This window comes from Pedobacter folensis (assembly GCF_056490665.1).
This window is the reverse complement of sequence record NZ_JBWJIF010000001.1, coordinates 1,339,208-1,365,793: the sequence shown is the minus strand read 5'-3', so window position 1 is coordinate 1,365,793 and position 26,586 is coordinate 1,339,208. Positions and strand designations below refer to the sequence as shown.

Annotated in this window: 15 protein-coding genes; 12 read left to right on the top strand and 3 right to left on the bottom strand. The window is 38.7% G+C overall.

Annotation, left to right across the window (positions count from 1 at the left end; translation table 11 throughout):
• Positions 1-20: 20 nt before the first annotated feature.
• From AC04QZ_RS05510 to AC04QZ_RS05485, 6 genes are all read left to right on the top strand, one after another.
• Entirely contained in the window at positions 21-1,679 is a 1,659-nt protein-coding gene (locus tag AC04QZ_RS05510; protein ID WP_478356898.1) for a DUF5008 domain-containing protein, read from the top strand.
• Between the two features lie 24 nt (positions 1,680-1,703).
• Positions 1,704-3,464 (top strand): hypothetical protein, encoded by a 1,761-nt coding sequence (locus AC04QZ_RS05505; RefSeq protein ID WP_478356897.1) that lies wholly within the window; start codon positions 1,704-1,706, stop codon positions 3,462-3,464.
• A 26-nt stretch (positions 3,465-3,490) separates the two neighbouring features.
• Positions 3,491-5,467: a M60 family metallopeptidase gene (locus tag AC04QZ_RS05500; RefSeq protein ID WP_478356896.1), complete on the top strand. Its 1,977-nt coding sequence runs from the start codon at positions 3,491-3,493 to the stop codon at positions 5,465-5,467.
• 19 nt (positions 5,468-5,486) lie between these two features.
• Entirely contained in the window at positions 5,487-7,184 is a 1,698-nt protein-coding gene (locus AC04QZ_RS05495; protein ID WP_478356895.1) for a LamG-like jellyroll fold domain-containing protein, read from the top strand.
• 396 nt (positions 7,185-7,580) lie between these two features.
• Entirely contained in the window at positions 7,581-8,888 is a 1,308-nt protein-coding gene (locus tag AC04QZ_RS05490; RefSeq protein WP_478356894.1) for a hypothetical protein, read from the top strand.
• A 222-nt stretch (positions 8,889-9,110) separates the two neighbouring features.
• A complete protein-coding gene (locus tag AC04QZ_RS05485) occupies positions 9,111-9,998 on the top strand; it encodes an AraC family transcriptional regulator (RefSeq protein WP_478356893.1) in 888 nt (295 codons plus the stop codon).
• 162 nt (positions 9,999-10,160) lie between these two features.
• Here the strand turns inward: AC04QZ_RS05485 and AC04QZ_RS05480 are convergent, their stop codons facing one another.
• From AC04QZ_RS05480 to AC04QZ_RS05470, 3 genes are all read right to left on the bottom strand, one after another.
• Positions 10,161-11,783: a sulfatase family protein gene (locus AC04QZ_RS05480; RefSeq protein WP_478356891.1), complete on the bottom strand. Its 1,623-nt coding sequence runs from the start codon at positions 11,781-11,783 to the stop codon at positions 10,161-10,163.
• Between the two features lie 76 nt (positions 11,784-11,859).
• Complete coding sequence (locus tag AC04QZ_RS05475; protein WP_478356890.1) at positions 11,860-14,046, bottom strand: alpha-galactosidase; 2,187 nt, start codon at positions 14,044-14,046, stop codon at positions 11,860-11,862.
• Positions 14,047-14,066: 20 nt separating this feature from the next.
• A complete protein-coding gene (locus AC04QZ_RS05470) occupies positions 14,067-14,330 on the bottom strand; it encodes a hypothetical protein (RefSeq protein ID WP_478356889.1) in 264 nt (87 codons plus the stop codon).
• Positions 14,331-14,702: 372 nt separating this feature from the next.
• On the opposite strand from AC04QZ_RS05470, the gene AC04QZ_RS05465 reads away from it, so the two are divergent.
• From AC04QZ_RS05465 to AC04QZ_RS05440, 6 genes are all read left to right on the top strand, one after another.
• Complete coding sequence (locus AC04QZ_RS05465) at positions 14,703-15,917, top strand: Pycsar system effector family protein (protein ID WP_086546730.1); 1,215 nt, start codon at positions 14,703-14,705, stop codon at positions 15,915-15,917.
• The gene (gene ppk1 / locus AC04QZ_RS05460; RefSeq protein ID WP_478356888.1) at positions 15,917-17,956 is read left to right on the top strand and encodes a polyphosphate kinase 1; all 2,040 of its coding nucleotides are present in this window, start codon (positions 15,917-15,919) and stop codon (positions 17,954-17,956) included. Before AC04QZ_RS05465 ends, ppk1 begins: the two co-directional genes overlap by 1 nt.
• 162 nt (positions 17,957-18,118) lie before the next feature.
• Positions 18,119-19,024 (top strand): SdiA-regulated domain-containing protein, encoded by a 906-nt coding sequence (locus AC04QZ_RS05455; RefSeq protein ID WP_478356887.1) that lies wholly within the window; start codon positions 18,119-18,121, stop codon positions 19,022-19,024.
• A 414-nt stretch (positions 19,025-19,438) separates the two neighbouring features.
• Positions 19,439-23,044, top strand: a complete 3,606-nt coding sequence (locus tag AC04QZ_RS05450; RefSeq protein ID WP_478356886.1) for a BamA/TamA family outer membrane protein — start codon at positions 19,439-19,441, stop codon at positions 23,042-23,044.
• Between the two features lie 141 nt (positions 23,045-23,185).
• Positions 23,186-25,612 carry a hypothetical protein gene (locus AC04QZ_RS05445; RefSeq protein ID WP_086546727.1) on the top strand — a complete coding sequence of 809 codons (2,427 nt, stop codon included), beginning with the start codon at positions 23,186-23,188 and terminating at the stop codon, positions 25,610-25,612.
• Positions 25,613-25,922: 310 nt separating this feature from the next.
• Positions 25,923-26,483, top strand: a complete 561-nt coding sequence (locus AC04QZ_RS05440) for an RNA polymerase sigma factor (protein WP_478356885.1) — start codon at positions 25,923-25,925, stop codon at positions 26,481-26,483.
• Positions 26,484-26,586: the final 103 nt, after the last annotated feature.

Sequence of the window (26,586 nt, the reverse complement as noted above, 5' to 3'; positions counted from 1 at the left end):
AATGATTAGCGATTTAAAAGATGATATCTCTTTATAATAAATATACAACCAGGGTTTTTCAAATCGGATTTTTTCTGCTGGCCATGCTTTTGTTTGCCTGCAAAAAAAATGAAGTAGAACTGAAAGATCCTTATGCCAATGGTAAAGAACCATTGGGCATTCAATTTAAATCAAAAGCCCTTAGCCCTGCTATTGCTTCCTCCGGCGACGAAGTAGATGTAAATATCAGGGGGCTGGTAAAATATACTGGTAAGTTTAAACTGTATGTTAACGAAATTGAGGCTGAAGTATTAAATTTTACCGATAGTACTCTAAAGTTTAAGGTGCCGGTAAATGCCAGTACAGGTGGTATCTGGATTACCGTTAATGATCCTACACTTGATAATCAGACGTTTTTCGGCCCAACCATGCAAATTGCGGGTAAGGTAAGTTTTGATGCTGGTTTTCAGGTGGTTAATGGCTCTAATTATCCAATTTACGATATTTTACGTTTGCCTGCAGGGGGCTACTTTTTAACAGGGGCCTTTACCGATTATGAAAACAGGGCGACCAAGGATCTTCCGATAGGGAATGTTGCACAAATAAATGCCGCGGGTGCCGTAGAAACGGCCTTAAAGTTTGGCATCGGCGCAAACTATCTGGTAAATGCAGTAACCAGGATTTCGAGTGGTAATGATAATGGCAAATTTCTAATTGCAGGTAATTTTTCATCTTTTAATACCAAGCGACCAAACAGGGCCAATATAAACGGCATTACCCGCTTAAATGTAGATGGCACTTTAGATTCTACCATTATTGATGTGGTAAATGCCACACCTAACGATCCGTCAAAAAACAGAGATACTGTGCCGAGTTTTAATGGCGGGGTACAAGGTACCATTAAGAAGATTTTTACTTTCAATGATCAGATTTATGCCATTGGCAATTTTGATTATTATTTAAGGGCTTTTTACGAAAGGTCTACCTACGATTCTAAAGTTTTCGACCGGGTGCTGATGAGGCAAATGGTGCGTATGAATATGGATGGTTCAATGGATCAGAGCTTTCATTACAACGCAGGGACAAAACAAAGTCCTAATGCCGGTAATGGAAATATTAACGATGCGATACAAATGCCCGACGGTAAATTGGTGCTGGTGGGCACTTTTACCACCTTTAATGGGGTGAGCAGAAACCGCGTCGTAAGAATAAATTTAGATGGATCTGTAGATAATTCATTCAATATCGGAACAGGTGCTGATGATGAAATTACATCCATTACCTATAATGCTACGACAAACAAATTACTGCTAGGCGGAACTTTCAAAAATTTTAACGGGCAGTCCCGTACCGGAGTAGCCATGTTAGATGCTGATGGTAGCCTAACCTCAAGTTTTACTTTTCCCAGTCTTAACGGGGGCATAGTGAATTTTGCCGCTCAGTTGAATAACGGAAAAGTAATCGTTGGAGGAAGCTTTAATTTATACCGCAACGTGCTGCGCCAGGGATTTATGATTTTAAATGCCGACGGTACCTTGGCAAATGGTTATAACAATACCGGTGTATTTCAGGGGACGATAGAAAAAATGATCGAAACCACTTCTACAGCAGGAAATCCGGCAATCATTTTGGTTGGAAACATTTTCCGATTCGATAATATTCCGGTTAAAAATATATTAAGGGTAGAACTGCTTAACTAATTAAACATTCATAATCTCACAAATATGGGACATAGAAAAATATCACTTTCAAATCTGGGCACTGGCTGCATATCGGTTTGTTTTTTTGCCCTTGTGTTACTGGGTAGTGCCTGTAACAAAAATTTTGATAATGTAATTCCGGCCAACACCAAAAATGATACTGCCGGGGTAAGTTCGGGTAAGCCAAAAGTGCTTTACATTATTCTGGATGGGGTAAAAGGTTCGGCTGTGGCCGCAATTAAGCCGCCAAAGATTACAGAAATCAATAAAAATGCAATTTATTCTTTTGTAGGTTTAACGGATAGCACGCAGTTACCGGTAAGCAATGCGGGCGCCTGGGCAAGTTTAATCACCGGGGTAGATCCAAAATTCCACAAAGTAACAGGCGATAGTTTTACCGGAAACGATTTAACAACTTATCCTGGTTTGTTTACCAGGATCAAACAAGAAAAGCCGAAGTTTACAACGGTTTCTTATGCTGCAAGTAGTGCTTTTACCCAAAATTTAGCCGGAGATGCATCTGAAAAGCAAACTTTAACTTCAGATGCTGAGGTAAAAACATCAGCCGTAACCAAGCTAAAAGATGGTAATGCTGATTTAATTGTTACACAGTTTCATAGTGCAGAAACGGCTGGTGCAGCGGGTGGATACAGTGAAACTAACGCAGCTTACAGTTCAGCTATTGGCACATTAGATACTTACATTGGTGAAATGGTAGCTACTTTAAAAGCGCGTGTTACTTTTCGCGATGAGAATTGGCTGGTGGTAATTGCTTCAAACAAAGGGGGCGCAACAACTAATCCCCGTACCGATTTCAGTCTTTTTGGCGACGATGCGCGCAATACTTATGTGGCCTTGTATAATCCTAAATTCGCAGCCAGGTTAATCGGTAAACCAAACACCTCTGATGTACCTTATGCAGGTAGTGCACCAAGGTTCCAGTCTACCGAAACCACTCAGGTAACAGCCCTGTTGTCTAATGCTACTGTTGGTAATTTTGGAAGTACTGGTGATTATGTCATGATGTTAAAAATCAGAAATGACGCAGGCGTAAACACCACATGGCCTACATTTCTGGCCAAGTCATCAAACTTCGCCATTGCTGCAAATGCGTGGACATTTGCTTTTTCTAACACCTATTTCCAGTTTGACTGGGGCAATGCGACCAATGCGGCAGGTGCTTTCTTGCGTCCTGATGTTACTGTAATCAGAGATGGTGCATGGCATACCATTGCCGTAAAAGTTTATATGGAAGGCACTAAAAGGTATTTAACCATGTTTACTGATGGCGTTAAGCGACCGGTTGGTACCAACTATCCGGTAGATGTAACAGGTAAAGATATTACCAACACTGGTTTTCTTCGTATTGGTGCAGCTAGTGGAAAAGTAACCAACTTTTTAATCAGGGATCTGGCCATATACAAAACCACCATGTCTGATGCGGATGTTATTACTTATATGAAACGGGAAGTAACACCCAACCATCCTTATTTTTCGAGTTTAGAAGGCTGGTGGCCTTGTAAAGAAGGCACCGGGTTTTTACTGAAAGACCGCTCGGGCAAAAACAACGATTTTATTTTAACCAGTAATGCTACCTGGGGAACATTTAACGATTTGTCGCCAAATATTAATCCGGAAATAGTAGGAGCAGCCTACCGTACAGTACCCAACAATGTAGACTTACCTTTCCAGATTTATAACTGGTTAGGCATTCTGCCGCGAACCGAATGGAACTTATCGGGCAAAGCCTGGCCTCCAACTTTTACTGATGTGGTAACGAACTAATTTGATTGTATTAAATGAAATTTCAAATGAAAAGCATATTAAAGCTAACGATATTGATAGGCATGGTGACTTTATCAGCCTGTAAAAAATACGGCTACGAAGTAGAAGATGGTTATGATGATAACTCAGGAAACAACAAAAGCATTACAGTAGATACCAACCGGTTATTTGTTGATCGTTCTGCCTTTGCTAAAGCCAGGGTTTTCCCTGGTTTGGTTGGCGATGGCGAACCAAGAGTAACAGATGCAAAGTTTACGCTAAACTTAAACTTTAGCGCCCAAACCGCCAATATGTTAAGGATTTCTGTTGCACCACAACCGCAATTTGGTACTGGTTATTATGCGCCGCCTGGCGAATTGATCAAAATTGTGGTGCCTGCAGGTGCAGATGGATTAAGTGTACAGGTTGGCGGACATACCGATAATTTAACAGGTGTAAGCCCTTTGTTGAGAGACCCGATTATTGTGGTTAAAAAACAATTGTTTGCCGGTGTAAATTATGTGCGTAACCTTTACGGGGGGTATATTTATATCAATGCGACCTTTTCTTATCCCAATCCGATAGAATTTAGCATTTCAGGCGCATGTGTAACCCCCGATTTCGAATTGGGCAAATCAAACGATGCCGCCTGGATGGCTCAGGTTAAAGCCTCACAAGTGCCCTGGTTAGAACTTCGCTGCAGAAGTGTAGTCTACCTGGTGCCAAGAGACCTGATTGTAGAAAAGTTTACCTCATCAAGAGATCCACTAACCAATCCGACGGCATTGATGACCAAATGGAATGAGATTTTTGATGAACACTATAATGCCTGGATGGGTTTATCACCTAATGCAGCTGATTTGCGCGACAGAAGTCCACAAGGACCGTGGAGAGGTACAGTTGATATTCAGATTAGCGGTTTCCCTACGGCAGCCGGACACTCTGGTTTCCCTTTTATGGGTTTACTAAACTATAACGGCAGCGAGTGGTTTCAAACCTGGGTAAGTTTAAACCAGCTGACCACCAATCAGCCGCATCCAAACTGGGGTACTTATCATGAATTTGGACACAACTGCCAACAAAATACCACCTGGAACTGGTCTGCTTTGGGAGAATCGACCAATAATCTTTTCTCATACAAAGTAGCAAAAGCTTACGGGCAGGATTTCAAAATTCTGCATGCGCCTAACGAGTGGAATGATGTGGCCCTTGCTTATGCTGCTACGCCGCCAAGTGCCACCAAAAACTTCGATGTGGATTTAAATAGTGGCAGAGAGAACGGTTCGTTTGCACGCACAGTCCCTTTTGTACAGCTTCTGGAAAAATTTGATTACGGCTTGTTAACTTATATTTATACCAAAGCAAGGCATGCACCACGTTTAGCCAATAACGATCAGGACAAAAAGGATAATTTTTATGAGTGGGCCTGCGAATACACCAAAACCGATTTAATCCAGTTCTTTGGTGCATGGGGTATTACCGTGAGTAACGTTTCGCAAAGTAAAATAAAAGCCGCAAATTATCCGCCACTTGCAAAAGCAATATGGACTTATAATATTATGACAGGAACAGGAGGCGATGGACCCGTACCAGTTGTCGCAACAACAATACCAACAACAGCAGTTTCGGCCAGTTCACCTGCACAAGATGGTGCTTTAGCAAATCTGGTTGATAATAACACCGCTACCATTTATCATTCTAAATATTCATCGCCTACACCGGCAGAAAGCCTTCCAATTAGTATCGTTGTGAGCACAGGAGCTACTGCGGCACCAGTAAAAGGAATCAGTTTTGTGCAAAGAATTGGCCAGTCTAATGGATATGTGAGAAATGTGGAGATTTACACCAGTCCTGATAATGTCACCTATACGCTTGCAGGCACGACAACAGTACCTCAAAACGAAACCCGTTACAATTATGCATTTCCCGGAGGAACAATCACAACTCGTTATGTAAAAGTAATTGTAAGAACAGGTGCAAGTACAACATTTATGTCTTTATCAGAACTTACACTATTTAAATAAGCGCTAAAAATATATTAACATGATTTATTTTTTAAATAAAAAACAGATTTTCCTGGCACTGTCATTAGCTGTCGTAACGCTTGCTGGCTGTAAGAAATATCCTAACCCACCAACTTTTAACGAGGAGCTTGATAATTCTGTAGCACCATCACGAAGGGTAATCTTAATTAGTATAGATGGTGTTACAGGCTCAGAACTGAAAACCATTGCACCGCCAGCCATTACCGCATTGTTGCCTACCAGTAAATACTCTTATGCAACATTTAAATCGGCGGTGGCAACTGATGCAGCCACCTGGACATCTATGCTTACTGGCGTGCCTTATACCAAGCACCTGGTTTCTACAGATGATTTTCAGCCCACAACCGATCCAAATTCCGGAGAGCATGATGCTGTGCCCATCAGAAGAAATATTTTGGATTACATTATGAGTGGAATAGGCACTAAAACCGCATTTATCACGCCCTGGCCCAACCTGCGGAATTATGTAAAAGTGGCTGATTACAGGCCCCTGGTAAATACTGATCAAGCCGCTAAAGATTCTACCATTGCACTATTAAACAAGTACGAAGGCGTAGGGGCCACCATTGTGAATTTTAGAGAAGCTGAGGCTGCGGGTGCAAATGGTGGTTATGTGGCCACTAACGCTGCATATAAAGATGCCATACTAAAGGCCGATGGTTATGTAGATGAAATTATCAAAGCCATTAAAGCACGCAAAACATACACCAATGAAGAATGGCTGGTTATTATTACATCCAACCACGGCGGAAGCAGTGATAACCCTACAAGTGGTTTCCTCGTAATTAATAATCCGGCATTGAAATCACAGGAATTAAAGAAAATAGGCTATAATTCGGTTTTGTTTACAGGCACAAGCGTATTTGCGCAGGTTGCTCAGGATAATGGGTTGTACAATGCTGGGAACGATAAAGATTTCACTGTTCAGGCACAGGTTAAAATAACCAAAGGTGGTACAGGATACGTTGGTTTTCTTTCAAAAGGAACAGGATATAAGGATGCAGCAAAAAACCCAAATGGAGGTACAGGCTGGACTTTCGGTACCTGGGCAAGCCAGTGGAGACCTTATTATAGTGGAACATGGTTTCAAGGTGATCAGGGTAGGCTAACTGATGTAGCCTGGCATACGCTTACCATGACGGTTAAAAGGGTAAATGCGACAACCAGAACAGCAATTTGTTATTATGATGGAGTTAAGGCTGCAACCGAAGCCAATTGGAATGGCCAAACGCTTACATCAACTGATCCATTAAGAATCGGATTTAAATATTGCGGATCAGGTGATCCGATGGATTATTATGTGGCAAATTTAGCTTATTTTCAAACTGCACTGGATGGACCAACCATTCAGGCGAATTTAAATCTTAAAGATATTACCAAACACCCCAATTACAATAGCTTAATTGGTTTTTGGAAAATGGACGAGGGTGCAGAAGGAACACTTCAGAATACCGCACCCACAGGATATAATATGAACCTTTCAGGCGCTTATACCTGGTCTGCATTAGGAGCCGATGCGCCCTCACAATCAACCTATGAAGGTACAACGGGTTATTCGTTGGCGCCAGCTGTTGCTGATATAGGCGCGTTAATGATGTATTGGACAAAAACCAAAATAGAGCCTGTATTTGATATTAGCGGTAAACCATTCTTGAAAGATTTTGAAAAAGAATTTTTGATTAGATCAGACAGATAATACAGCTAATACTTCTATTTGATCTATAATTTCTTAAGAATCAGTTTTAGTTTAGAGGCATTGCCAAAATTGGCATGCCTCTTTTTTTTAAGCTATAGACGAGAAATTTGAGGTGAATAATTTTGACCAGATTAAAAGTCTTTTATCCAAAATTGAATGTCTGGCTTTTCTAAAATCAATAATTTTGAAAATATTAATAATCAGATTTTAAGCAATAAAATAATGGATAAGTTTTCACTCATCAGGTAAGATTAAAAAAGCTATTTTAATTAGAAAATATATTTATAAGCCATCACTATTTTATATGTTTGCAAAACAAAAGTTTAGTATTTGTGAACTTTTTACAGAATTGATCTGTTTTAATTAATTAGTCCCTATAGTTAAAAAAATAGTCGAATGGATACCAGCGCTTTACAACCTCATAATCAACCTGCCCTCGATGCAATGGATATCTGTTGCCAGAAGCTAATCGAAAAAATGGGCGACAAGGCGATTGAAGACTGGCGGGTATCTGATTATAACAGCCTGAGTAGTCAATTGGGTAAACAAACAAAAGTGTACCTCAGTGTAAATACGCTGAAAAGGTTGTTTGGTCAATTGAAAACACCCCAGCGATATTTTCCACAAAAAGCGACAAGGGATGCACTTGCACAGTTTATTGGTTATCGCGATTGGCAAGAATTTGAGCTCGTACACGCTGCAGTAAAACCTGTTCCTGTAAAAACCGAAGTCGATAAACCCATCGAAGAAGTCTCAATCCCCACCGAAATTAAGCCTAAAACCAGCAGAAAATATACTTATGTAAGCATTTTTGCCATCATCATAATCGTCCTGACGGGGAGCTTTTTCATTTGGAAATCTACAGCTAAGCCCATTGATGCAAAATTGGTCTGCGAGAATCCTGTTGGAAACGTTCCACACACGGCAGTTTTTAAATTAAAATCGGGCACTTCGGTGAATAACAATGAAGAGTTTAAGATAGATTTTATGGATGAAGCGCTTCCATCTGCCATAAGCGGAAAAAAAGAAGTGGCTAAATTTTTCAGAAACCCAGGCGTGGTGTACGCAACGCTTTTATACCAGGATAAACCAATTGATACTGTTGCGGTATACATGCGTACAAAAGGCTGGGTGGCCAATTCGGGTAACGATACCTCCAGGGCTTACCCCATTGCAGGTTTAAAACCCTTAAACCCTAAAAATATTTACGTTTCAAAAGAACAATTAGATTCAGCTGGTTTAGCCACCAATAAACCTTTTTTGGTGGGTTATAGTAATATTAAACCCTCAAACATTAGCGGCGATAATTTCTCTTTCACCTGTAGGGTTTTTTCAGAACAAAGCCGCCCGGGTACGCAATGTGTAGAAACCACCGTGATTATTTTGGGAGAAAAGCACCGCCATTTATTAACCTTAAACCGGGCCAGCTGCGTAGCTTTTTCACAATATAAGTTTTCGGAGAAAAGGGTACAGGGATCTGAACAGTTTTTAGGTGCCTTAGCATTCGATCCTTTAAACGGAGGAGATATAGAGATCAGGGTTGAAAATAAAAAAGCGGCTGTAATCCTAAATGGTAAAAAAGTACTGACGACCAGTTATGAACGATCGATAGGTAAGGTGATGGGGATCAAGATTTTATTTAGTGGAATTGGTAAGGCCATTTCTCCAAAATTAGAGGATCTTTCTACCAAAGAAATATTCTAGTTGCGACTTCGTTTTCGATTATTCATTTCTCATTAGCTAAGTGATTTTTTTCTGTCCATTTCCTTTTATTTAGTGCTTTAACAATCTTATTTAGAGTTGTTTGTGTGTGCATGCTTTTGTTTGTTATTTGTACCATTAAATCTTTATGCTATTTTCTTTTCACACTTAACTTGGGGTAATCATATCTGCTAAGATTGTACACCATATTTTTTGTGAAATCTGATGAAAGTACTGCCCTTTACTATTTTATATCCTAATGAGCGGAGCATTATTGTTGAACATATTTGTGATACACATTTTTACCCTCATTTGCATCGGCATGAGGAAGTTCAGATTACCTGGATCGTTAAAGGCAGGGGCATTGTCTTTTCGGGGAATAATATCCATAATTTCCGCCCCGGCGATATTTTTGTAATTGGGGCAAATGTACCCCACTTATTAAAAAGTGATGCGGAGCATTTTAGTGCAGCCAGCATTGGCCAGGTAGAAGTATACTCGATATATTTTAACCTCAAAACGGGGATAGGATCACTTTTTGAACTACCAGAAATGAATGAGACCCGTCATGTTTTTAATCATTACAGCAATGGTTTTAAGCTGAGTGGTAAATCTGCCGTTAAAATTGCCCGTAAAATAGAGAAAATCAATCAGGCAAACGATGAACAGATACTGATCAGTTTTATCGACTTAATCAATGAATTTAGATTTGCAGATCAATTGGAATCGCTTTGCTCAATAGATTATTTACCAAATATGAACGAGAATGAAAACGTTCAGCTGAGTAAGGTGATTAATTACATTATGCAATACTATCATAAACCCATCACCTTAGAAGAAGTATCTAATCAGGCCTTTATGTCTTCTGGTGCATTTTGCCGTTATTTTAAGCGCCATACCGGCCGCAATTTCATCACCTTTCTCAACGAGGTACGTATTAATGAGGTATGTAAAAATCTGGCCACTGGTAAAAAGGCCGATTATATAGCCAACGTGGCTTACAAAGCTGGTTTTAAAAGCATGACTAATTTTAACCGTGTGTTTAAAAATGTTGTCGGCATTTCGCCAAGAGCTTACGAAGAACGATTTAGGTCTTTAAGCCAGCTTGTTTAATATTGAAAAATCTTATTCCACTATAGATAAATTGTTATTTCTACAGGGGTGGAGATAGCTTTGAACCAGGTTAAAAGCTATCTCCACTTTGCTGCGCTGTAGTCGCAAGTCCGGTCAATTTTTCAGGTTTTATTGCTAATGACTGGAATCAACAATCAATACTTATTTATTACGTGCATTTTTAGCCCGTTCTATTTTTGAAATATCCTGAAAATCTGAATCATTTACCCATCCCCAGCTTAATTTGGGATCTTTAGCCATATATCTTTCGTAAAAGTTAACCCCTCTTTGGTCGGCATATTGGTATTTGTCAAATTCACTGCCTTTACCCAAAAGGCGGGGATCTGATTGTTCTTTTAATAAAGTCAGTAATTTACTTCTTAACTGTGCCGATTTCTTTTGATGAGCCGGATTTGAAGCCAGGTTATTTAAACAGGCCGGATCGTTCTTAATATCGTATAATTCCTCACCTGGTCGTTTTCCGAAAGACCATAACCAATAATTGAAATTATGATCAGTAGCATACACCGTATTGAGGCAAACCGTTTTTGTTGGGCTGCCATCTACGTTTAAATAACCAGTTTCAGGATTTCCGGCTGGCCATCTGTCGGTTTCGAAATTTTTTATAAATAAATAGTTTTCCTGAAAAATACCCCGGATAGGATAGCCTACATCTTTAGGGCGGCCTACATCATGCCGCTCTTTACCCACAAGCACGAAATTGCGTTTCTCTGAAACCTTTTCCTGATCAGCACTAAAAATATCCTTAAAACTTTTGCCTGTAATGGGTTTCATCTGGTTTTTAGCAGCAGGTACTTTGGCCAGGTCCAAAAAGGTAGGGGCAAAATCAATAAAACTGATAAAATCTTCAATTTTACGGCCTTTATGGGCAATGCCATCAGCCCACATCATGGCAAGCGGCAAGTGATTAGCGTATTCGTAGGCCTGTCCTTTAACGCGTGGAAAAGGCATTCCATTATCTGAAGTAACTACAATTAAGGTGTTGTGCAGTTCGCCTTTATCTTCGAGCATTTTAAGCATCTTCCCCAATTGTTTATCAAAGTATTCAATTTCAAATGCATAATCCAGCAGATCGGTTCGTACCGAATCGGTTTTTGGCCAGAAGGGATAAATTTCTGCATTGGGAATATCGCTCAGATTTTTTCCTCCTTTACTTACGCCCGAGTTAAATTCGTATTCGCGATGTGGTTCTAAACCTCCATACCAAAAAAAGAAAGGTTTGCTGTCTGTTGTACTTAAAAATGCATCGAAATTGGCCGCATAATCTACATTACTGATTTTAGCTGTAGGAGGTGTTGTTTTAAGCTGATTAAATGCTTTTACCAGCATCTCCCTGGGTGTACCATCTGCTTTTTTGGCCACCACAGGTGCAACACCTTTACCGGTATAACCAACTGCATATCCATTCTGCGCCAAGACCTCTGCAAATGAGGCAAATTTAGCCGGAAAATAAGACCAGTGGTTGCCGGCTTCTTCCAATTGCCAGGAGTTTCTGCCCGTAACAATACACGATCGCGATGGTGCACATTTGGCATTTGGTGTATAGGCATTTTTAAAAAGAAGCCCATCCTGAGCAATGCGATCGAAATTTGGTGTTTTTACCCATTTACAGCCATAAGCGCCCATGTGCTGGTAGGTAACATCATCCATAATGGCGAAAAGAATGTTCGGACGATCAGAAGATTGTTTTTTTTTGTTTTTGAAGGATAGGGTAGCTGCACCAATCAAGACAATGCCGCAAATGCTAAAAATGTATTTTTTCATAGGGATGTATAAAGGTCTATATCAAAAAAGGGGGCGAAAAGCCACCCTTAATATCATGTTGATGTTTTTGGAAATGCTAAATGGCCTGTATCTTTAAAACCACACTTGTTCTGTAGGCATTTGCTTCCGGATTAAAGCCTACTTTCATTAAAAAATCTCCGGAGTAAACTTTAGTACTATCAATTGGCGATTTAGCCCCCGGGTACAGGTTAATTTCTTCTATTTTATACTTTTTAGCAGGGTCTAATCCTTTTAGTTTAATCGGTAAGATCACACCATTGGTAAAAAGGGTTGCCACATGATAGTTAAAAACAATAGCCTGGTCTTTAGCCTCATTTACATAGGCAATGGAGGCTATTTTGTTTTCGTAAGGATCCTGTAAACGGTATTGCTGGCCATGCCAGATAATATCCTTAAAACTATTGTAGGTTTTAACCGCATTTTGACTAAAAAGCAAATCATTTTTGCTGAGCTCATTTACCCGTACATCATATCCCAGTTTTCCCATCATGGCCACATCTGTTTTAAATTTAATGGGTTGTTTACCCATATCGGTAATGTGGTTGTCTACAGCAATGGAAGGGAAATAATACGAATATTCCCACTGAATAAAGATGCGGTCGTATGGATTGGTATTGTCGCTCGGCCAAAATTCGGTGAAATGTTGTAGCGCAGCATAATCTACCCTCGAACCTCCTCCGGCACATAACATCATCGGTATTTTAGGGTATTTTTTCCTAATCCTATCCAGCACGCTGTTTAATCCCCTGATATATTCCAGATAAAAATGATCCTGGTTTTTTAAAGTAGGAGAGTTTGCATTGTATATTAAAGAATTACAATCCCATTTAATAAAAGCCACTTCCGGTACTTCTTTAAAAATATCATCAACCGTTTTGTAAATAAAATCCTGGACCTTAGGGTTGGTTAAATCCAGCACCAGCTGGTTGCGCATATAATATTCTTTTCTTTCCGGCTGTCTGATAATCCAATCAGGGTGATTCTCATAGAGCTCACTTTTAGGATTCACCATTTCTGGTTCTATCCAGATGCCAAATTTTACACCACTTGCAGTGGCCTCTTTACCTAAAGCACTAATGCCGTTCTTTAATTTTTGTTTGTTATACTGCCAATCGCCCAAACCAGACGTGGCGCCATTTCGTGGATATTTATTGCCAAACCAGCCATCATCCAGTAAAAAAACATCAACCCCTAATTTTTTGGTATCCTTGGTTAATTCGTTTAGTTTTTCATCATTGAAATCGAAATAAGTGGTTTCCCAATTGTTTAATATGGTAGATCTTTCGCCTTTTCCATCTAATATTTGATAGTTTCTGGCCCAGTCATGTAAATTTCTGCTGGCTAAACCTTTTCCTGCAGATGAATAGGTATAAATAAAGCGGGGAGTAACGAAATTTTCGCCGGCCTTTAAAGTATAGTTCGACGAAAAATTATTAATTCCGGCAGTTATCCTGAGGTAATATTCGTCGAAAGTTTCAAAATCTAATTTAAAGTTGCCGGTCCACGCTAACGAGCCTGCAATTACATCACCCATATCCTCAGTGGCAGGCTGATCTATCGAAACCATGAAAGAAGAAGAATGAAGCAAATTTGTTCTGGTCCCCAATTTCGAATCGATGGTTTTTATGCCATGCAGCAATTGTTGCTCTTCCGATCGCATTTCGCGTGTAGCACCGCTATATTGGTTTTTAAGAAAGAATTTTTTTCCACTTAAGGTCAGATTTGCGGAAGCATATTTATTGAGCACTACGGTGCCTTTCTCTTTATGTTCAATTTCTGCCCATTGCTCGATCACGTTTTCATTAAAATAGGCCAGGTATTTTAGTGTAACCTGAAAATTGTATTTTAAATCTTTAAGGATAACGCTGGTTAACTTTCTGTTCTGATCCAGCTGTTCGGTTTTTACATCTGAAAATGTCAATACCGTCGATTTGTTCCCGTCAGCATGGGTTACGGTTAATGCAGGTTCTAATAAATTAAGTGAGCCTGAGGCAATATAAGCTTCACGTTTATTTAAAAGATCGTCAGAGCCAGGTTTGTATTTATCCAATGCCTGTATGCCTGGGTATTCGCCCGCATTCTCCAATTTTTTGCCAAGGTATGTCGATAATAAGGTATTATCACGATCTGTTTCCAGGATGAGTACATTGTTTTTTGTAGCAATTTCTATCGTCTTTTGCGCAAAGCTATTCAGACCTATTGCCATCGAGAGTAAAAAAAAAAATGTGTTTTTTCTTTTCATTATTTATTTGGGTAAAAAGTTTAGGTGATGCTTTCTGCACCTGCTATTAAGAAATCGGGATTATTGACCGATCTGGTTTTAATCGTAAAAATATTCCAAAATAGTTGTAATAAAGATAAGTACAGGTACAAAAAGCAATGCAAATCTTTGTATGTGTAAAAATCTGTTATATAGGTTTTTGTGCGCTGCCGGCTTCGGTTTTGTATCAGATAAATGATCGGTTGTAATCCGTTTTTAGATAAAGCATTCAAACTCGCAGGTACTTGAATGTTTTTATATTTCATATCCTGAATTTTTGATCATTCAAGTTTGGGCTATTGGCATCAGATTAAAATACTATAGGTGATCAATCATGAATTTAAAAGATGCAAATTAGAACTTTCAGATTTTAATAAGTAGGCTATTTATATCAAATTATTATCTTTTTTTAACAAGAATAAACTTTCTTAGTCAGATTATAGTTTTAAACCGGGCCATTTCTAAATCTTATTGTAAAATAAACAAGGCATTATTATTGTTGAGGGGAGATCAGTGTTGTTTTTAAAAAATTAGCGTAATTTTATAATCATAAATAATAACACGATTTTTCAGTTTTAAAGATTTTCAAGAAATGCATTTCCTTCAACATATTAAATTATCGCAACCCCAATATGCTCATGAACTATAAACAATTGCAGGAAGATGTAGAAAAGCACGTTGGCGATTACTTCCATACCCATAACGATCCCCGTCTGGTATATCATAACCTCGAACATACGCAGGAAGTGGTTAATGCTGCGCAGCAAATTGCCAATCATTACCAGCTAAATGAGCAGGATTTTTTTGCCGTAACCGTTGCGGCCTATTTTCACGATACAGGGTATTTTGAAGATGCATTAAACCACGAAGCAAAAGGAGCCGAACTGGCTGATCATTTTTTAGCCAAACATCAGGTGAATCAGGAAATCCGTGATCACGTTAAAAGTGCAATACTGGCCACTAAAATTCCCCAGAAACCCAAAAATGAAATTGATAAAATCCTTTGCGATGCAGATTTATTCCATTTAGGCCTGGCCGATTTCAGAGCAAAGGGTAAATTAATGCACAAGGAAAATGAACTGATCTATAAAAAAGATATCAGTAAATTAGATTGGCGCAAAAAAGATATCCAGTTTATGGAATCTCATCATTACCATACCGATTATGCCACTTTACTACTGAGCGATCAGAAACAAAAAAATATCAGTAAACTGAAAAGTAAATTAACGGCGCAGGAGGAAATCAGTACGGAACTGGCCGAAACTAAAAACTTTGCACCTAATGTGGTACAGGGCAAAAAGAAGAAGGATAAAGACGACAGACCGGATAAGGGTATCGAAACCATGTTCAGGATTACTTCTGCCAACAACCAGCGGTTGAGCGACATGGCTGATAATAAAGCACATATCCTCATCACTGTAAATTCGATCATGCTTTCGTTGATTGTGAGTTTATTGTTAAGGCGGCTAGAAGATCACGGCAACCTGATTATACCTACCTTTATTTTGTTATTGGTGAGTTTAACCTGTGTGGTGGTATCTATTTTATCAACCCGTCCATCTATTCCGAAGGGAGAATTCACCCAGGAAGATATGGATAAGAAAAAGGTGAATTTATTGTTTTTCGGCAACTTTTATAAAATGAGCTTACCCAGTTATACCGATGGTATGATTAAGGTGATGAACGATAAAGATTTTTTATATGGAACCCTCATTACTGATGTTTACTCGCAGGGTGTAGTTTTAGGCCGGAAATATAAACTGATCCGTTTGGCTTATAATATTTTCATGTTTGGCTTAATTGCAGCAGTATTGGCATTTGTAATTGCTTACGCAGCTTACGGTAAACTTTAATGGAACAGATAGTCGAAACCTCTTTTTTTAACAGAGATTTAAGCTGGTTAAAGTTTAACGAGCGTATTTTAATGGAAGCCGAGCGAAACACTGTTCCGCTTTTAGAGCGCATTAAGTTTTTGTCTATATTCTCCTCCAATCTCGATGAGTTTTACCGGGTAAGGATGCCGGTATTACTCGCTTTAGAAAAATTAAGCAATAAGGAAGATAACGATATTCAGATTGACGATAATTTGCTGAGCACAGCCAATCAGCTGATTTCAGAACAGCAACAGCGCTACGGTAAAGTACTTAAATCAGATCTTATTCCCCTGCTCAAAGAAAATAAGATCAATTTAATTTACGGGCAGGCATTCCCCGCAGAAATTCAGAAAAATATAACCCGGTACTTTTTAAGTCAGGTAATGGCTTTTTTGCAGCCCGTTTACATTAATGCGAATACGAACTTTTTTCCTTCAAATAATGAGCTGTATTTTCTGATTACACTAAAAAAGAAGGAAGATGCAGAAGTGGTTATTTTAAATATCCCTTCCAACCAGCTTCCCCGTTTCTATAAGGTGGAAACTGGAGATGAGACTTTTATTGTTTTTCTGGATGATATCGTACGTTTTCATTTAGACCGTATTTTCCCGGAAGGTGAAGTTACCGGATGTTATAGTTTCAAAATTACCCGGGATGCCGAAATAGATCTCAAAGACGAATATTCGGGCAGTTTATCAGAGCAGCTGGAAAAACAATTGTTAAAACGCGATTCGGGTTTGGCTACACGTTTTCTCCACCAGCCAGGTATACCGGCCAATGTTTTCGAACTCCTTAAAAAGCTTTTTAATTTGAAAAAAGCCAACAGGATGGAAGGCGGACAATACCATAACCTGAAAGATTTTATGGGTTTTCCTGTCAATTCGCCAAAATTATCTAACCAAAACTGGCCAAAACTATGCAATACCGATTTGATAGATGGATCGTTAACCGAAGCCATTTATAAAAACGATATTATGGTACATACGCCTTACCAGAGTTATGATAGCGTGTTGCGTTTTTTTAACGAAGCGGCTATTGACGCTGAAGTAAGGGAAATCTATGTTACCCTTTATCGCGTAGCCAGCGATTCGAAAATTGTAAATGCTTTAATCAGCGCTGCAAAAAACGGCAAAAAAGCGACTGTTTTGGTGGAGCTTAAAGCCCGTTTTGATGAAGCGAACAACATCAAGTGGGCCAAAAAAATGAAGGAAGTTGGTGTAGATATTATTTACAGTGTAACCGCCTTAAAAGTGCATGCCAAAGTAGCCTTAGTGAAACGCCAGGTTGGTAATAGAATGCGCTATTCTGGTTTGTTTTCCACCGGAAACTTTAATGAAAGTACAGCCGCTTTTTATACGGATCATATTTTAATGACAGCCAATAAAGAGATGTTACGTGAGGTAGAACTGCTTTTTATTTTTCTGGCCAAAAGGGTTAAACCCACCTCAGCCGATCTGATTAAATTTAATCATTTGCTGGTGGCGCAGTTTAATTTACAGCAGGTTTTTCTTAACTTGATAGATAGGGAAATCGAACACGCCAAACAAGGCAAGCCATCAGGTATTACCATTAAAATGAATAACCTCGAAGAGAAGGTTTTAATCGACAAACTTTACGAGGCGTCATCGGCAGGTGTAAAGATTGATATGATTGTGCGGAGTATTTGTCGCTTGATTCCAGGTGTAGCCGGAATGAGCGAGAACATTAAAATTACCCGTATCGTAGATCGTTATTTAGAACACGGACGTATTTTTATTTTTAACAATTTAGGCAAGAATGATGTATACCTGGGTTCTGCCGACTGGATGAACCGGAATATCTATCGAAGAATTGAAGTTTGCTTTCCGATTTATAATGAGCAGATTAAACAAGAAATGATAGATATTATCGAAATCCAAAAACAAGATAACGTGCAGGCCGTTTGTATAGATGAAAACATGAACAATATTCCTGTCAAAAGGAGCGGGACTCTTGTCGAGTCTCAACACGATATTTATCAATTATTAAAAAATAAATGATTGTCATTTCGACTAGAGTTCCACCAAGCAGTCGTCATTTCGACTGTAGCGTAGCGGAATGGAGAAATCTATAACGCCGTGGTCTGTGTCCTCACAGACCACATGATTTTACTTATTAATGGTCTGTGAGGACACAGACCATGGACATTAAATTTTTATCCTATGAAATACAATAAAAACTTCTTAGCGCCCGGCTTTCTCATTGCCCTTGCCTTTATAGGTATATCATGCGTAAATGGTAACCGCGACAATAAAAAAAGTGATTCAACTGAAACCGTTTCTTCAGGCGGGGGAGAAAAATCAAGTCTTCCTTATGATTTAGCAAATCCGGTAAAATATAACATGCCCCAAAATCTTTTCGAAATCTCTGGAATTGTATTCCATAACGGCGATCCGAAAGAAGTATTTGCGATACAGGACGAAGATGGTGATTTATTTCATCTGGGTTTAACTGATAAAGAATCGAAATTCACCAAATTTGGCGGTAAAGGCGATTACGAAGACGTAGCTATTCTAAATAATACCGTAATTGTGTTAAAAAGTAATGGCGAATTACATTCATTCCCTATTTCTGAGATTAATAAACCAGATGTGGCCAATGTGGTTAAAACCAAAGATCTGGTTCCCAAAGCTGAATATGAAGGATTAGCTGCTGATGAGAAAGCAGGTCTGGTGTATGTTTTAACGAAAGAAATTAAGAAAAATAAAAGTGATCAAACCGATATCTATGCCTTTAAATATGCTGATGGCAAATTTACAGCAAGTGGAACCTTTGCATTACCATATAAAGAGATCGCAGACTTATCGGGTGAAGCTAAAATCAAATTTCGTCCATCTGCTTTGGCTAAAAACCCATCAACTAATGAGTGGTATGTGCTTTCGTCCATGAATAAATTATTGGTCGTTACCGATGCAGACTTTAAAATTAAAGCCACTTATCCATTAAAAGGAAGTTTCTTTAATCAACCAGAAGGTATTGCATTTGACCGCGATCAGAACCTTTATATCTCTAATGAGGGCGGTGCTTTATCGGCAGGAAATATTTTAATGTTTAAATTGAAAAAGTAAATAATATATAAGATCGCTCTCTTATAAATATGTATTCAGGCCCCGCTAGGCCATAGCAATGTATCCTCGTTCCACTTCAACCCGGCCTAACAAATTTTTCGGGAGACACAGAACAAGCCAAAGTAGTTGCTTTGAAAGAAAAATTTTCAGCCGGTGTTTTTTGTTTCTTTTTGACATCAAAAAGAAAGAGCCCATCGGCGGCGGCGAGCCGAGGCAAGGATTAGCCTTAGGACAAAAAGAATCAATAGTTCTGATGTTTATGAATTAATTAAAACTCGATGATGACTTTTCTGTCGAAATCGGTCATTGTTAAATTGTTTCTGATTTTAGATCCTGAAATAAATTCAGGATGACGGTCCGAAGGAGAAATAAATTAAATTTTAAAATAACTATCTTTATACAAACGCTGAGTCTATGATTAAAAGATTTACCCTTTTTACCATCTTATTTTTAATTAACTTCATTGCCTTAGCGCAGGATGATGTAAAATATCGTGTAATTCTTTTTGGCGATGCAGGCGAAATGAATCCTGCGCAGATGCAGGATTTAAAAAACGCAGCCAAGCAAATTCTTCCCAAAAAAACAACGGTAGTATATTTAGGTGATAACATTTACCCTACTGGAATGGGGCTGCCAGGAAGTGTAGAAGAAGAAGAAACTAAAAAGATTTTGCGTTCGCAATTCGAGCCTATGCGTAAAATGGGCGCTGCGGTTTATTTTGTTCCCGGCAACCACGACTGGGATAAATCTGGTCCTAAGGGCTTGGCCAAAATTAAAGCACAGGATGATTTCCTTAAAGCACATGGTGATTCATTATTGAGGCTGATACCCGAAAACGGATGTCCTGATCCCGTAGCGATTAAATTAACCGATAAATTAACCATTATTGCCTACGACAGCGAATGGTGGCTTTTCCCATACAATAAATCAAATCCCAACGGCGAATGCGAATGCCGGACAAAAGATGAGGTTTTGGTCAAAATGGAACAACTGCTCGAAGAAAATAAAAACAAAGTTATTCTATTGGCTTCGCACCATCCATTTCAGAGTTACGGACCACACGGCGGTTATTTCAATTTAAGAAACCATATTTTTCCATTAACATCTTTAGATAAAAATTTATATATCCCTTTGCCTGTTTTGGGCTCTGTGTATCCTTTACTTCGTTCTACCTTGTTAAGTCCTGAAGATTTAAACCATCCGGCCTATAAGGATATGATTAAATCAGTAACCGGCGTATTCGGCGATTACCCTAACGTAACTTATGTTGCCGGGCATGAACACGGTCTGCAGTTAATTAAAGGAAAACACTTGCAGATTATTAGTGGATCTGGTTCAAAAGTATCGCCAAATAAAGAAGGCAAAACATCTTTATTTCACGAAATGCAGCAAGGTTATGTGGTTGCTGATCAGTTGAAAAACAACGATATGCGTTACGAATATTATATTTATTCAGATACCAGCGTTAAAAGGGTTTACAGTTACATTAAAAAGTTCGAAACCATCCCTCAAAAAGTAAGAAACAGAGATAAACCGATTACTGCTGATAGCATTTTTGTGCGCATTAAACCCGAATATGATAGTGTTGGTCGTTTTCACCGGGCAATTTTTGGCGAAAATTACCGTAAAGAATATGCTGCAAGAACAAAAGTTCCGGTACTAAGGGTTTCCCAAATGATGGGTGGCTTAAAAGCGACACAACGCGGCGGGGGGAATCAATCACGTTCATTACGGTTAGAGGATAAAAATGGCAAAGAATACGTGTTGCGCAGTGTAGAGAAATACCCTGAGGTACTATTGCCTGCAGCATTGCGTGAAACCTTTGCTAAAGATATTATCAAGGATAACATGTCGGCACAACACCCGTTTTCGGCGCTAGTGGTGCCTGAGCTGGCTAAGGCTGGGGGGATTGCGCATAGCAACCCGATTATTGGCTGGGTTTCGCCCGATGATAATCTGGGCGAATTTGAATCGGCTTTTGCCAATACTTTGTGTTTGTTCGAAGAAAGGGAACCAACGGGAGAATCAGACAGTTCTCCAAAAATGGATAAAAAGCTAACAGACGATAACGATAATAGATTAGACGGACCAGCCTGGGTAAAAGCAAGGGCCTTTGATGTGTTGCTCGGAGATTGGGACAGACATGAAGACCAATGGCGCTGGAAAGAAACCAAAACTAAAGATGGTTCGGTTTACTCGCCTGTACCAAGAGATCGTGATCAGGTATTTTTTAGATCAGACGGCTTTTTACAGCGTTACACACAATCTTCCTCTTTATTACCCATGATGCAGGGTTATGAGCGTGGTATAAAAGATATCAATTGGTTTTTATGGGAAGGAAGAGAAATCAGCAGCCGTTGGACCGCCAATATCGACGAGGCCGAATTTGATAAAATTGTGAAAGATTTCTGCGCAAATTATAATGATGCCGTTTTCGAAAAAGCGCTAAAAAAACTTCCTAAACCAAGTTATTCCTTACACCATGATGCCTTTCTGGCACAGATGCGTAACCGGATAGCCACCTTGCCAAAGTTAATGAACCAGTATTATCATTTCTTTAACCGCATTGTGGATATCGAAGTGACCAATAAAAATGAACGGATTCAGATCGTTGATGCAGATGATAATGGCTTACGCGTAAAAATCAATAAAATTTCTAAAGAGGGTAATGTTAAAGACGAGCTTTTCGACCGGAAATTTGATCCGAAAGTAACCAAAGAGATCAGGGTATACATGCATAATGGTAACGATAGCCTGATCCTGAACAATAAAAATTCGAACATTAAACTGCGGATTATCGGTGGCAAGGGCACTAAAATTTACGATTTTGCCAACAGCAATGGATCTGTAAAGTTATATGGCAGAACCGATAAGGCAACTTATAATGGAGAGGATGCCAATAAAATCAGAAAAATAATCTCTAATGATACTGCTAATTTCAGCTATATTCCAAAAGATATGTATCGCCGGAATTCGTGGTTGTTAAATGCAGGTTACAATAATGATGATGGTGTTTTGTTGGGCTTGATTTACAAACAGACCAATCCTGGTTTCAGAAAACAGCCTTACGGCAATTCGCAGACCGTTTCCTTTTTGCATTCGTTTTCAACCAAAGCATTTAGGTTTAATTATAAAGGAGAGTGGTTAAAAGCTTTAGGTAAGGGCGATTTTGTGTTAAAAGCTGATGCTTTCGCGCCAAACAATGTGCAGAATTTCTTTGGCCTGGGGAATGAAACAAATTTTGACGAACATGGCGACGATATCAGGTATTACCGTGCGCGTTTCAACCTTTACCAGGTTGATGCCTCCATCCGGTGGCGCCGCCCTAAATCTACTTTTAGTGTAGGTCCATCGTATCAATATTATAAACTTAATCAGGAAGATAATGCAGGCCGTTTTATCGAAAATCCATCACAATTGCATTCATCCGATTCGCTTACCGTTCGGAACGAAAAGATGTTTGCAGGTGCATTTGTAAATTTCACCAATAATACGCGTGATAACGATTTATTGCCAACCCTGGGTAGTTATGTCGATTTTAAACTGCTGGCTTATAAAGGCGTTAACAAATATTCTAATTCTTACGGACAATTTACAGCGAGTATAGCGCTGTACAAAAACCTCGATGGTCGGAAAAACTTCATTTTGGCCGATCGTTTCGGTGGAGGAGTAACCATTGGTAAGCCGGCTTTTTATCAGGCTTTATTTTTAGGCGGTCAAGGGAACCTTTTAGGTTACCGTCAGTTTAGGTTTGCCGGCGAGCATATGTTTTATAATAATTTAGAGCTACGTGCTAAAATTGGCGATTTAGTAAGTTATGTTTTACCCGGACAAGTTGGCTTACTGGGTTTTTATGATGTAGGTAGGGTTTGGAAAAGAGATGAAGCCTCTACATTGTGGCACCACGGTGTAGGAGGGGGCGTTTACTTTGCGCCAGCATCACTCACAGTTGTGCGATTTGTGATGGGACACTCGTCTGATGGCTGGTATCCATACGTATCGCTTAATTTTAGGTATTAAATTTGTGTAACATATTAATAGATGTAATATCCAAGTATTACGTTCAGCAGACGAACATTGCTTTTAGGAGTGTGTATCTTTGCAATGAATTAGTAATTAAACAGATAACTATAAATTTTACACTATAGCAAAACTTATACAATGAATACCAATGTAATACAACTACATAAAAACGAATGTATACATTGCCAGGTAGAATCATCTCTGTCTTTCCGTCCGCTTGTGGAGTATTTAAAAGGCAGGTTGAAAACAGAAAAATCGGTAAAATCTGAATTTTACAGGTTTTTACTTCAAAAAATTGAAAAAGACGATGTGCTGCTTGGCAACATCAGTGCCGAAGATTTATCTCAATATAAAGATACTTTAGAATTAATTTTTACTATTCTAACGCCTTTAATGGATAATGAAGATGATTTGTTTTGGGCATTAAGTACCCCAATTCCAGATCAGATTTTTTTTAGCACCAATGCATTCTATAAATTTTTTAAGGATCATGATCCTAAAAATAAGGTAACTAAAGACAATGAGCCTATTGAGAAAAAACAGCTTAAGTTTATCTACAATATTATTTTAGGCCGTTTTTATAATTTTACTTCAGTACTGAAAAATGAGATCATTTATGCGCACATTAATCAGGACACGAAGCTTACGCAATATTATAATATCCAAACCGATACCAAGTTTGTAGATATTATGCATAAAGGCGATTTGCCTGAGCTTAATTTTGAAGAACTGGGTAAACATTTCCAGGACGAAACCGAACTGGAGTATCTGGTAGCGCATTTGCCACTGCAAAATTTCCATTTTGAAGGATTCAGCATCATTTCTATCACTGATGTGACCTTGCAGCATGCCATTGATGGTATCCGCGATGCCCTGGTTAATCACAATTATCAAACGGAGGCGTATACGCATGTAATCCACGCTTTAAAAACACTTAGCGGAAACGGAAAACTTGAATTTGGCTTAATGCCTTTTTTAACCGTTAACAATAAACTCGTTTTCGATAATCAGGAGTTTTCACAAAGTATGCTGATTAATTCGGCAAAATCATCAAATCTCGAAGAAGAGGTTTTTTATTCGCTGGTTGATAAGTATAAAGAAAACCCACGGTCTATTTTTGTGAGTTCAATCAACGACGACCAGATTGATAAAGATCCTTTTTTGAGGGTTTTAAAAGCAGCAGGAGTTTGTTCTTATTCGGTATTGCCGGTGTATTACAATACCCAGCTGGCAGGTGTCTTAGAGGTTTATTCGAGCGAGGAAGTGTTGGTTGATGATAAATTGTTATCGAGGTTGCGTCCGGCGATGCCTTTAATCGGCCAGCTTTTCCAATACAGTATTGAAGAATTTGATGCCAAAATGGATGAAGTGCTGATGGATAAATTTACGGCTTTGCAACCATCGGTACAATGGAAATTTAACGAAGCGGTTTGGCACTTTCTTCAACAAAATAACAGTTACCATAAATTAAAGGAAATCGAAACGATCACCTTTAAACATATGTATCCATTGTTTGGTGCAATAGATATCCGTAATTCTACCATAGAGCGTAATAAAGCTTTAAAAGATGACATGGAAGTGCAGTTAAACAGTTTAATTGATACTTTAAAGGCCATCCGCAAGCATATTTCTTTAGAACTGACCGATAAACTATTATTCAATTGTAAAGATTGGATTAAACGCATCGGTGATTTTGCTTCATCAAATGAAGAAAACAAACTGAACGAGTTTTTAGAAATCGAAGTTTATCCTTTTTTATCGATTATAAAAGGAAATTACCCGATAACAGCTGAGTTTGTAGATCGTTATTTCGAAGTTATTGTTCCCGAAACCGGCGCTGGTTTTGCCAACCGCAGGCAGCTGGAAGTTTCGATGCAACTGATCAATACCGAAGTGAGTCAATACCTGGAGAAATCGCAGGCCAATTTACAGGCTTCTTACCCTTGTTATTTCGCCAAATTCAGAACAGATGGGGTAGAATACGATATTTATATCGGACAGGAAATTGCGCCAGACAGGCCATTCGATTTGTTGTACCTCAAAAATATCCGCCTTTGGCAGTTAACCTCCATGGTCGATATTGCACGTTTATCGAAAGGATTAATTGGCGAAATGCCTCGTGCCTTAGAAACTACACAGCTGATCTTTATCCACTCTAATGCAATTGACATTAGCTTCAGGAATGATGAACGTCGTTTCGATGTAGAAGGTGCTTACAATATCCGTTACGAAGTAGTTAAAAAACGTATTGACAAAGTATTGGTTAAAGGTACCACCGAACGTTTAACGCAGCCCCATAAAATTGCCATGGTTTATTTCAATCCAGAAGAAGCCAAAGAATATATGGAGTACATTAAATACATGCAGGTGCAAGGTTATTTAAACGATGATTTAGAGGAACTTGAACTGGATGAACTTCAAGGCGTTTCCGGATTAAAAGCTTTAAGGGTAGGTGTGAAATACCTGGAAAATAAAGTAACTGCCAAAACAGATGCAGCTAAAAAGCTTAAACCTAAAGAGATCAAATCTATCGAAAAGGAAATCGCTAAGGTATTACAGCACTAAGTTGATTAAATATAATTTTGAAATCCTCTGGCATAAAACCAGGGGATTTTTTTTAACTTAATAAATTAAACGGATGTCTGTTATGCTGGTCCCAGTGAAGCATCTTTAGGCTATGAAACGCAGCACCCAAACAGTTTAAACAGATCCTTAATTACATTCAGGATAATAAAAAATAAAAAGCATTCACAAAATGTTCCCTGTTTTTGTGGCTGAATAATTATTCTAAATACACCACTATATTTCTTTTTGCCAAGTTTTAAATTAATTTTACAATTGATATTCCTTAAAATCATCCTTATTCATAATAAAATTGGCAGAATACTCTGATATAGCCTCATTCGAAAACTTGTTTAAAAAACATTATAAGTTTTTAGTGCTTGTTGCGTATCAAATGATTAAAGATGAAGCTGCCGCTGAAGATGTTGTTCAGGATTTTTTTATCAACTTTTGGAACAGGCGAAATGAAGTTACCATCGAAACTTCTTTTCAATCGTACGCCACCCGTGCCGTTAAAAATCTTTCTTTAACCTTTCTAAAAAAGCAACCGCTTTCGGTTGAGTTAACTGAGCAAACACCCTTAGCCATTCAAACCGATTACCTGGAAGAAGAAGAGGCTTTGCTATTAAAGGAAACCACGGACGAAAAGGTTTTGGGTTTGGTTAATCTTTTGCCCGATGAACGCAAAAAAGTGTTTCTGCAATACGTAGTAGAAGGCTTAAGTTATGCCGATATTGCTAAGGCAAATCAAATCTCTGTTAATACCGTAAAAACACAAATGAAAAGGGCTTATGCTTTTCTAAAAGCCAAAGCAGCAGAAGATCCGCTTTCGGTAATTTTCATCGCCATCCTATTGGGTAAAGGAAAATTCTAATCAAAATATATAATTTATTTTATTGATAATCAGTTAGTTGAAAATTATTTAATAATTTTTTAATACTGCTGTCACCCTAAATTAACATATGTTATACTATATA

Coding starts and splice junctions, on each gene's coding strand:
- AC04QZ_RS05500 (WP_478356896.1), top strand. CDS start 3,491: ATGAAAAGCATATTAAAGCTAACGATATTGATAGGCATGGTGACTTTA.
- AC04QZ_RS05485 (WP_478356893.1), top strand. CDS start 9,111: ATGAAAGTACTGCCCTTTACTATTTTATATCCTAATGAGCGGAGCATT.
- AC04QZ_RS05475 (WP_478356890.1), bottom strand. CDS start 14,046: ATGAAAAGAAAAAACACATTTTTTTTTTTACTCTCGATGGCAATAGGT.
- ppk1 (WP_478356888.1), top strand. CDS start 15,917: ATGGAACAGATAGTCGAAACCTCTTTTTTTAACAGAGATTTAAGCTGG.
- AC04QZ_RS05455 (WP_478356887.1), top strand. CDS start 18,119: ATGAAATACAATAAAAACTTCTTAGCGCCCGGCTTTCTCATTGCCCTT.
- AC04QZ_RS05490 (WP_478356894.1), top strand. CDS start 7,581: ATGGATACCAGCGCTTTACAACCTCATAATCAACCTGCCCTCGATGCA.
- AC04QZ_RS05465 (WP_086546730.1), top strand. CDS start 14,703: ATGAACTATAAACAATTGCAGGAAGATGTAGAAAAGCACGTTGGCGAT.
- AC04QZ_RS05510 (WP_478356898.1), top strand. CDS start 21: ATGATATCTCTTTATAATAAATATACAACCAGGGTTTTTCAAATCGGA.
- AC04QZ_RS05450 (WP_478356886.1), top strand. CDS start 19,439: ATGATTAAAAGATTTACCCTTTTTACCATCTTATTTTTAATTAACTTC.
- AC04QZ_RS05480 (WP_478356891.1), bottom strand. CDS start 11,783: ATGAAAAAATACATTTTTAGCATTTGCGGCATTGTCTTGATTGGTGCA.
- AC04QZ_RS05470 (WP_478356889.1), bottom strand. CDS start 14,330: ATGAAATATAAAAACATTCAAGTACCTGCGAGTTTGAATGCTTTATCT.
- AC04QZ_RS05495 (WP_478356895.1), top strand. CDS start 5,487: ATGATTTATTTTTTAAATAAAAAACAGATTTTCCTGGCACTGTCATTA.
- AC04QZ_RS05505 (WP_478356897.1), top strand. CDS start 1,704: ATGGGACATAGAAAAATATCACTTTCAAATCTGGGCACTGGCTGCATA.
- AC04QZ_RS05445 (WP_086546727.1), top strand. CDS start 23,186: ATGAATACCAATGTAATACAACTACATAAAAACGAATGTATACATTGC.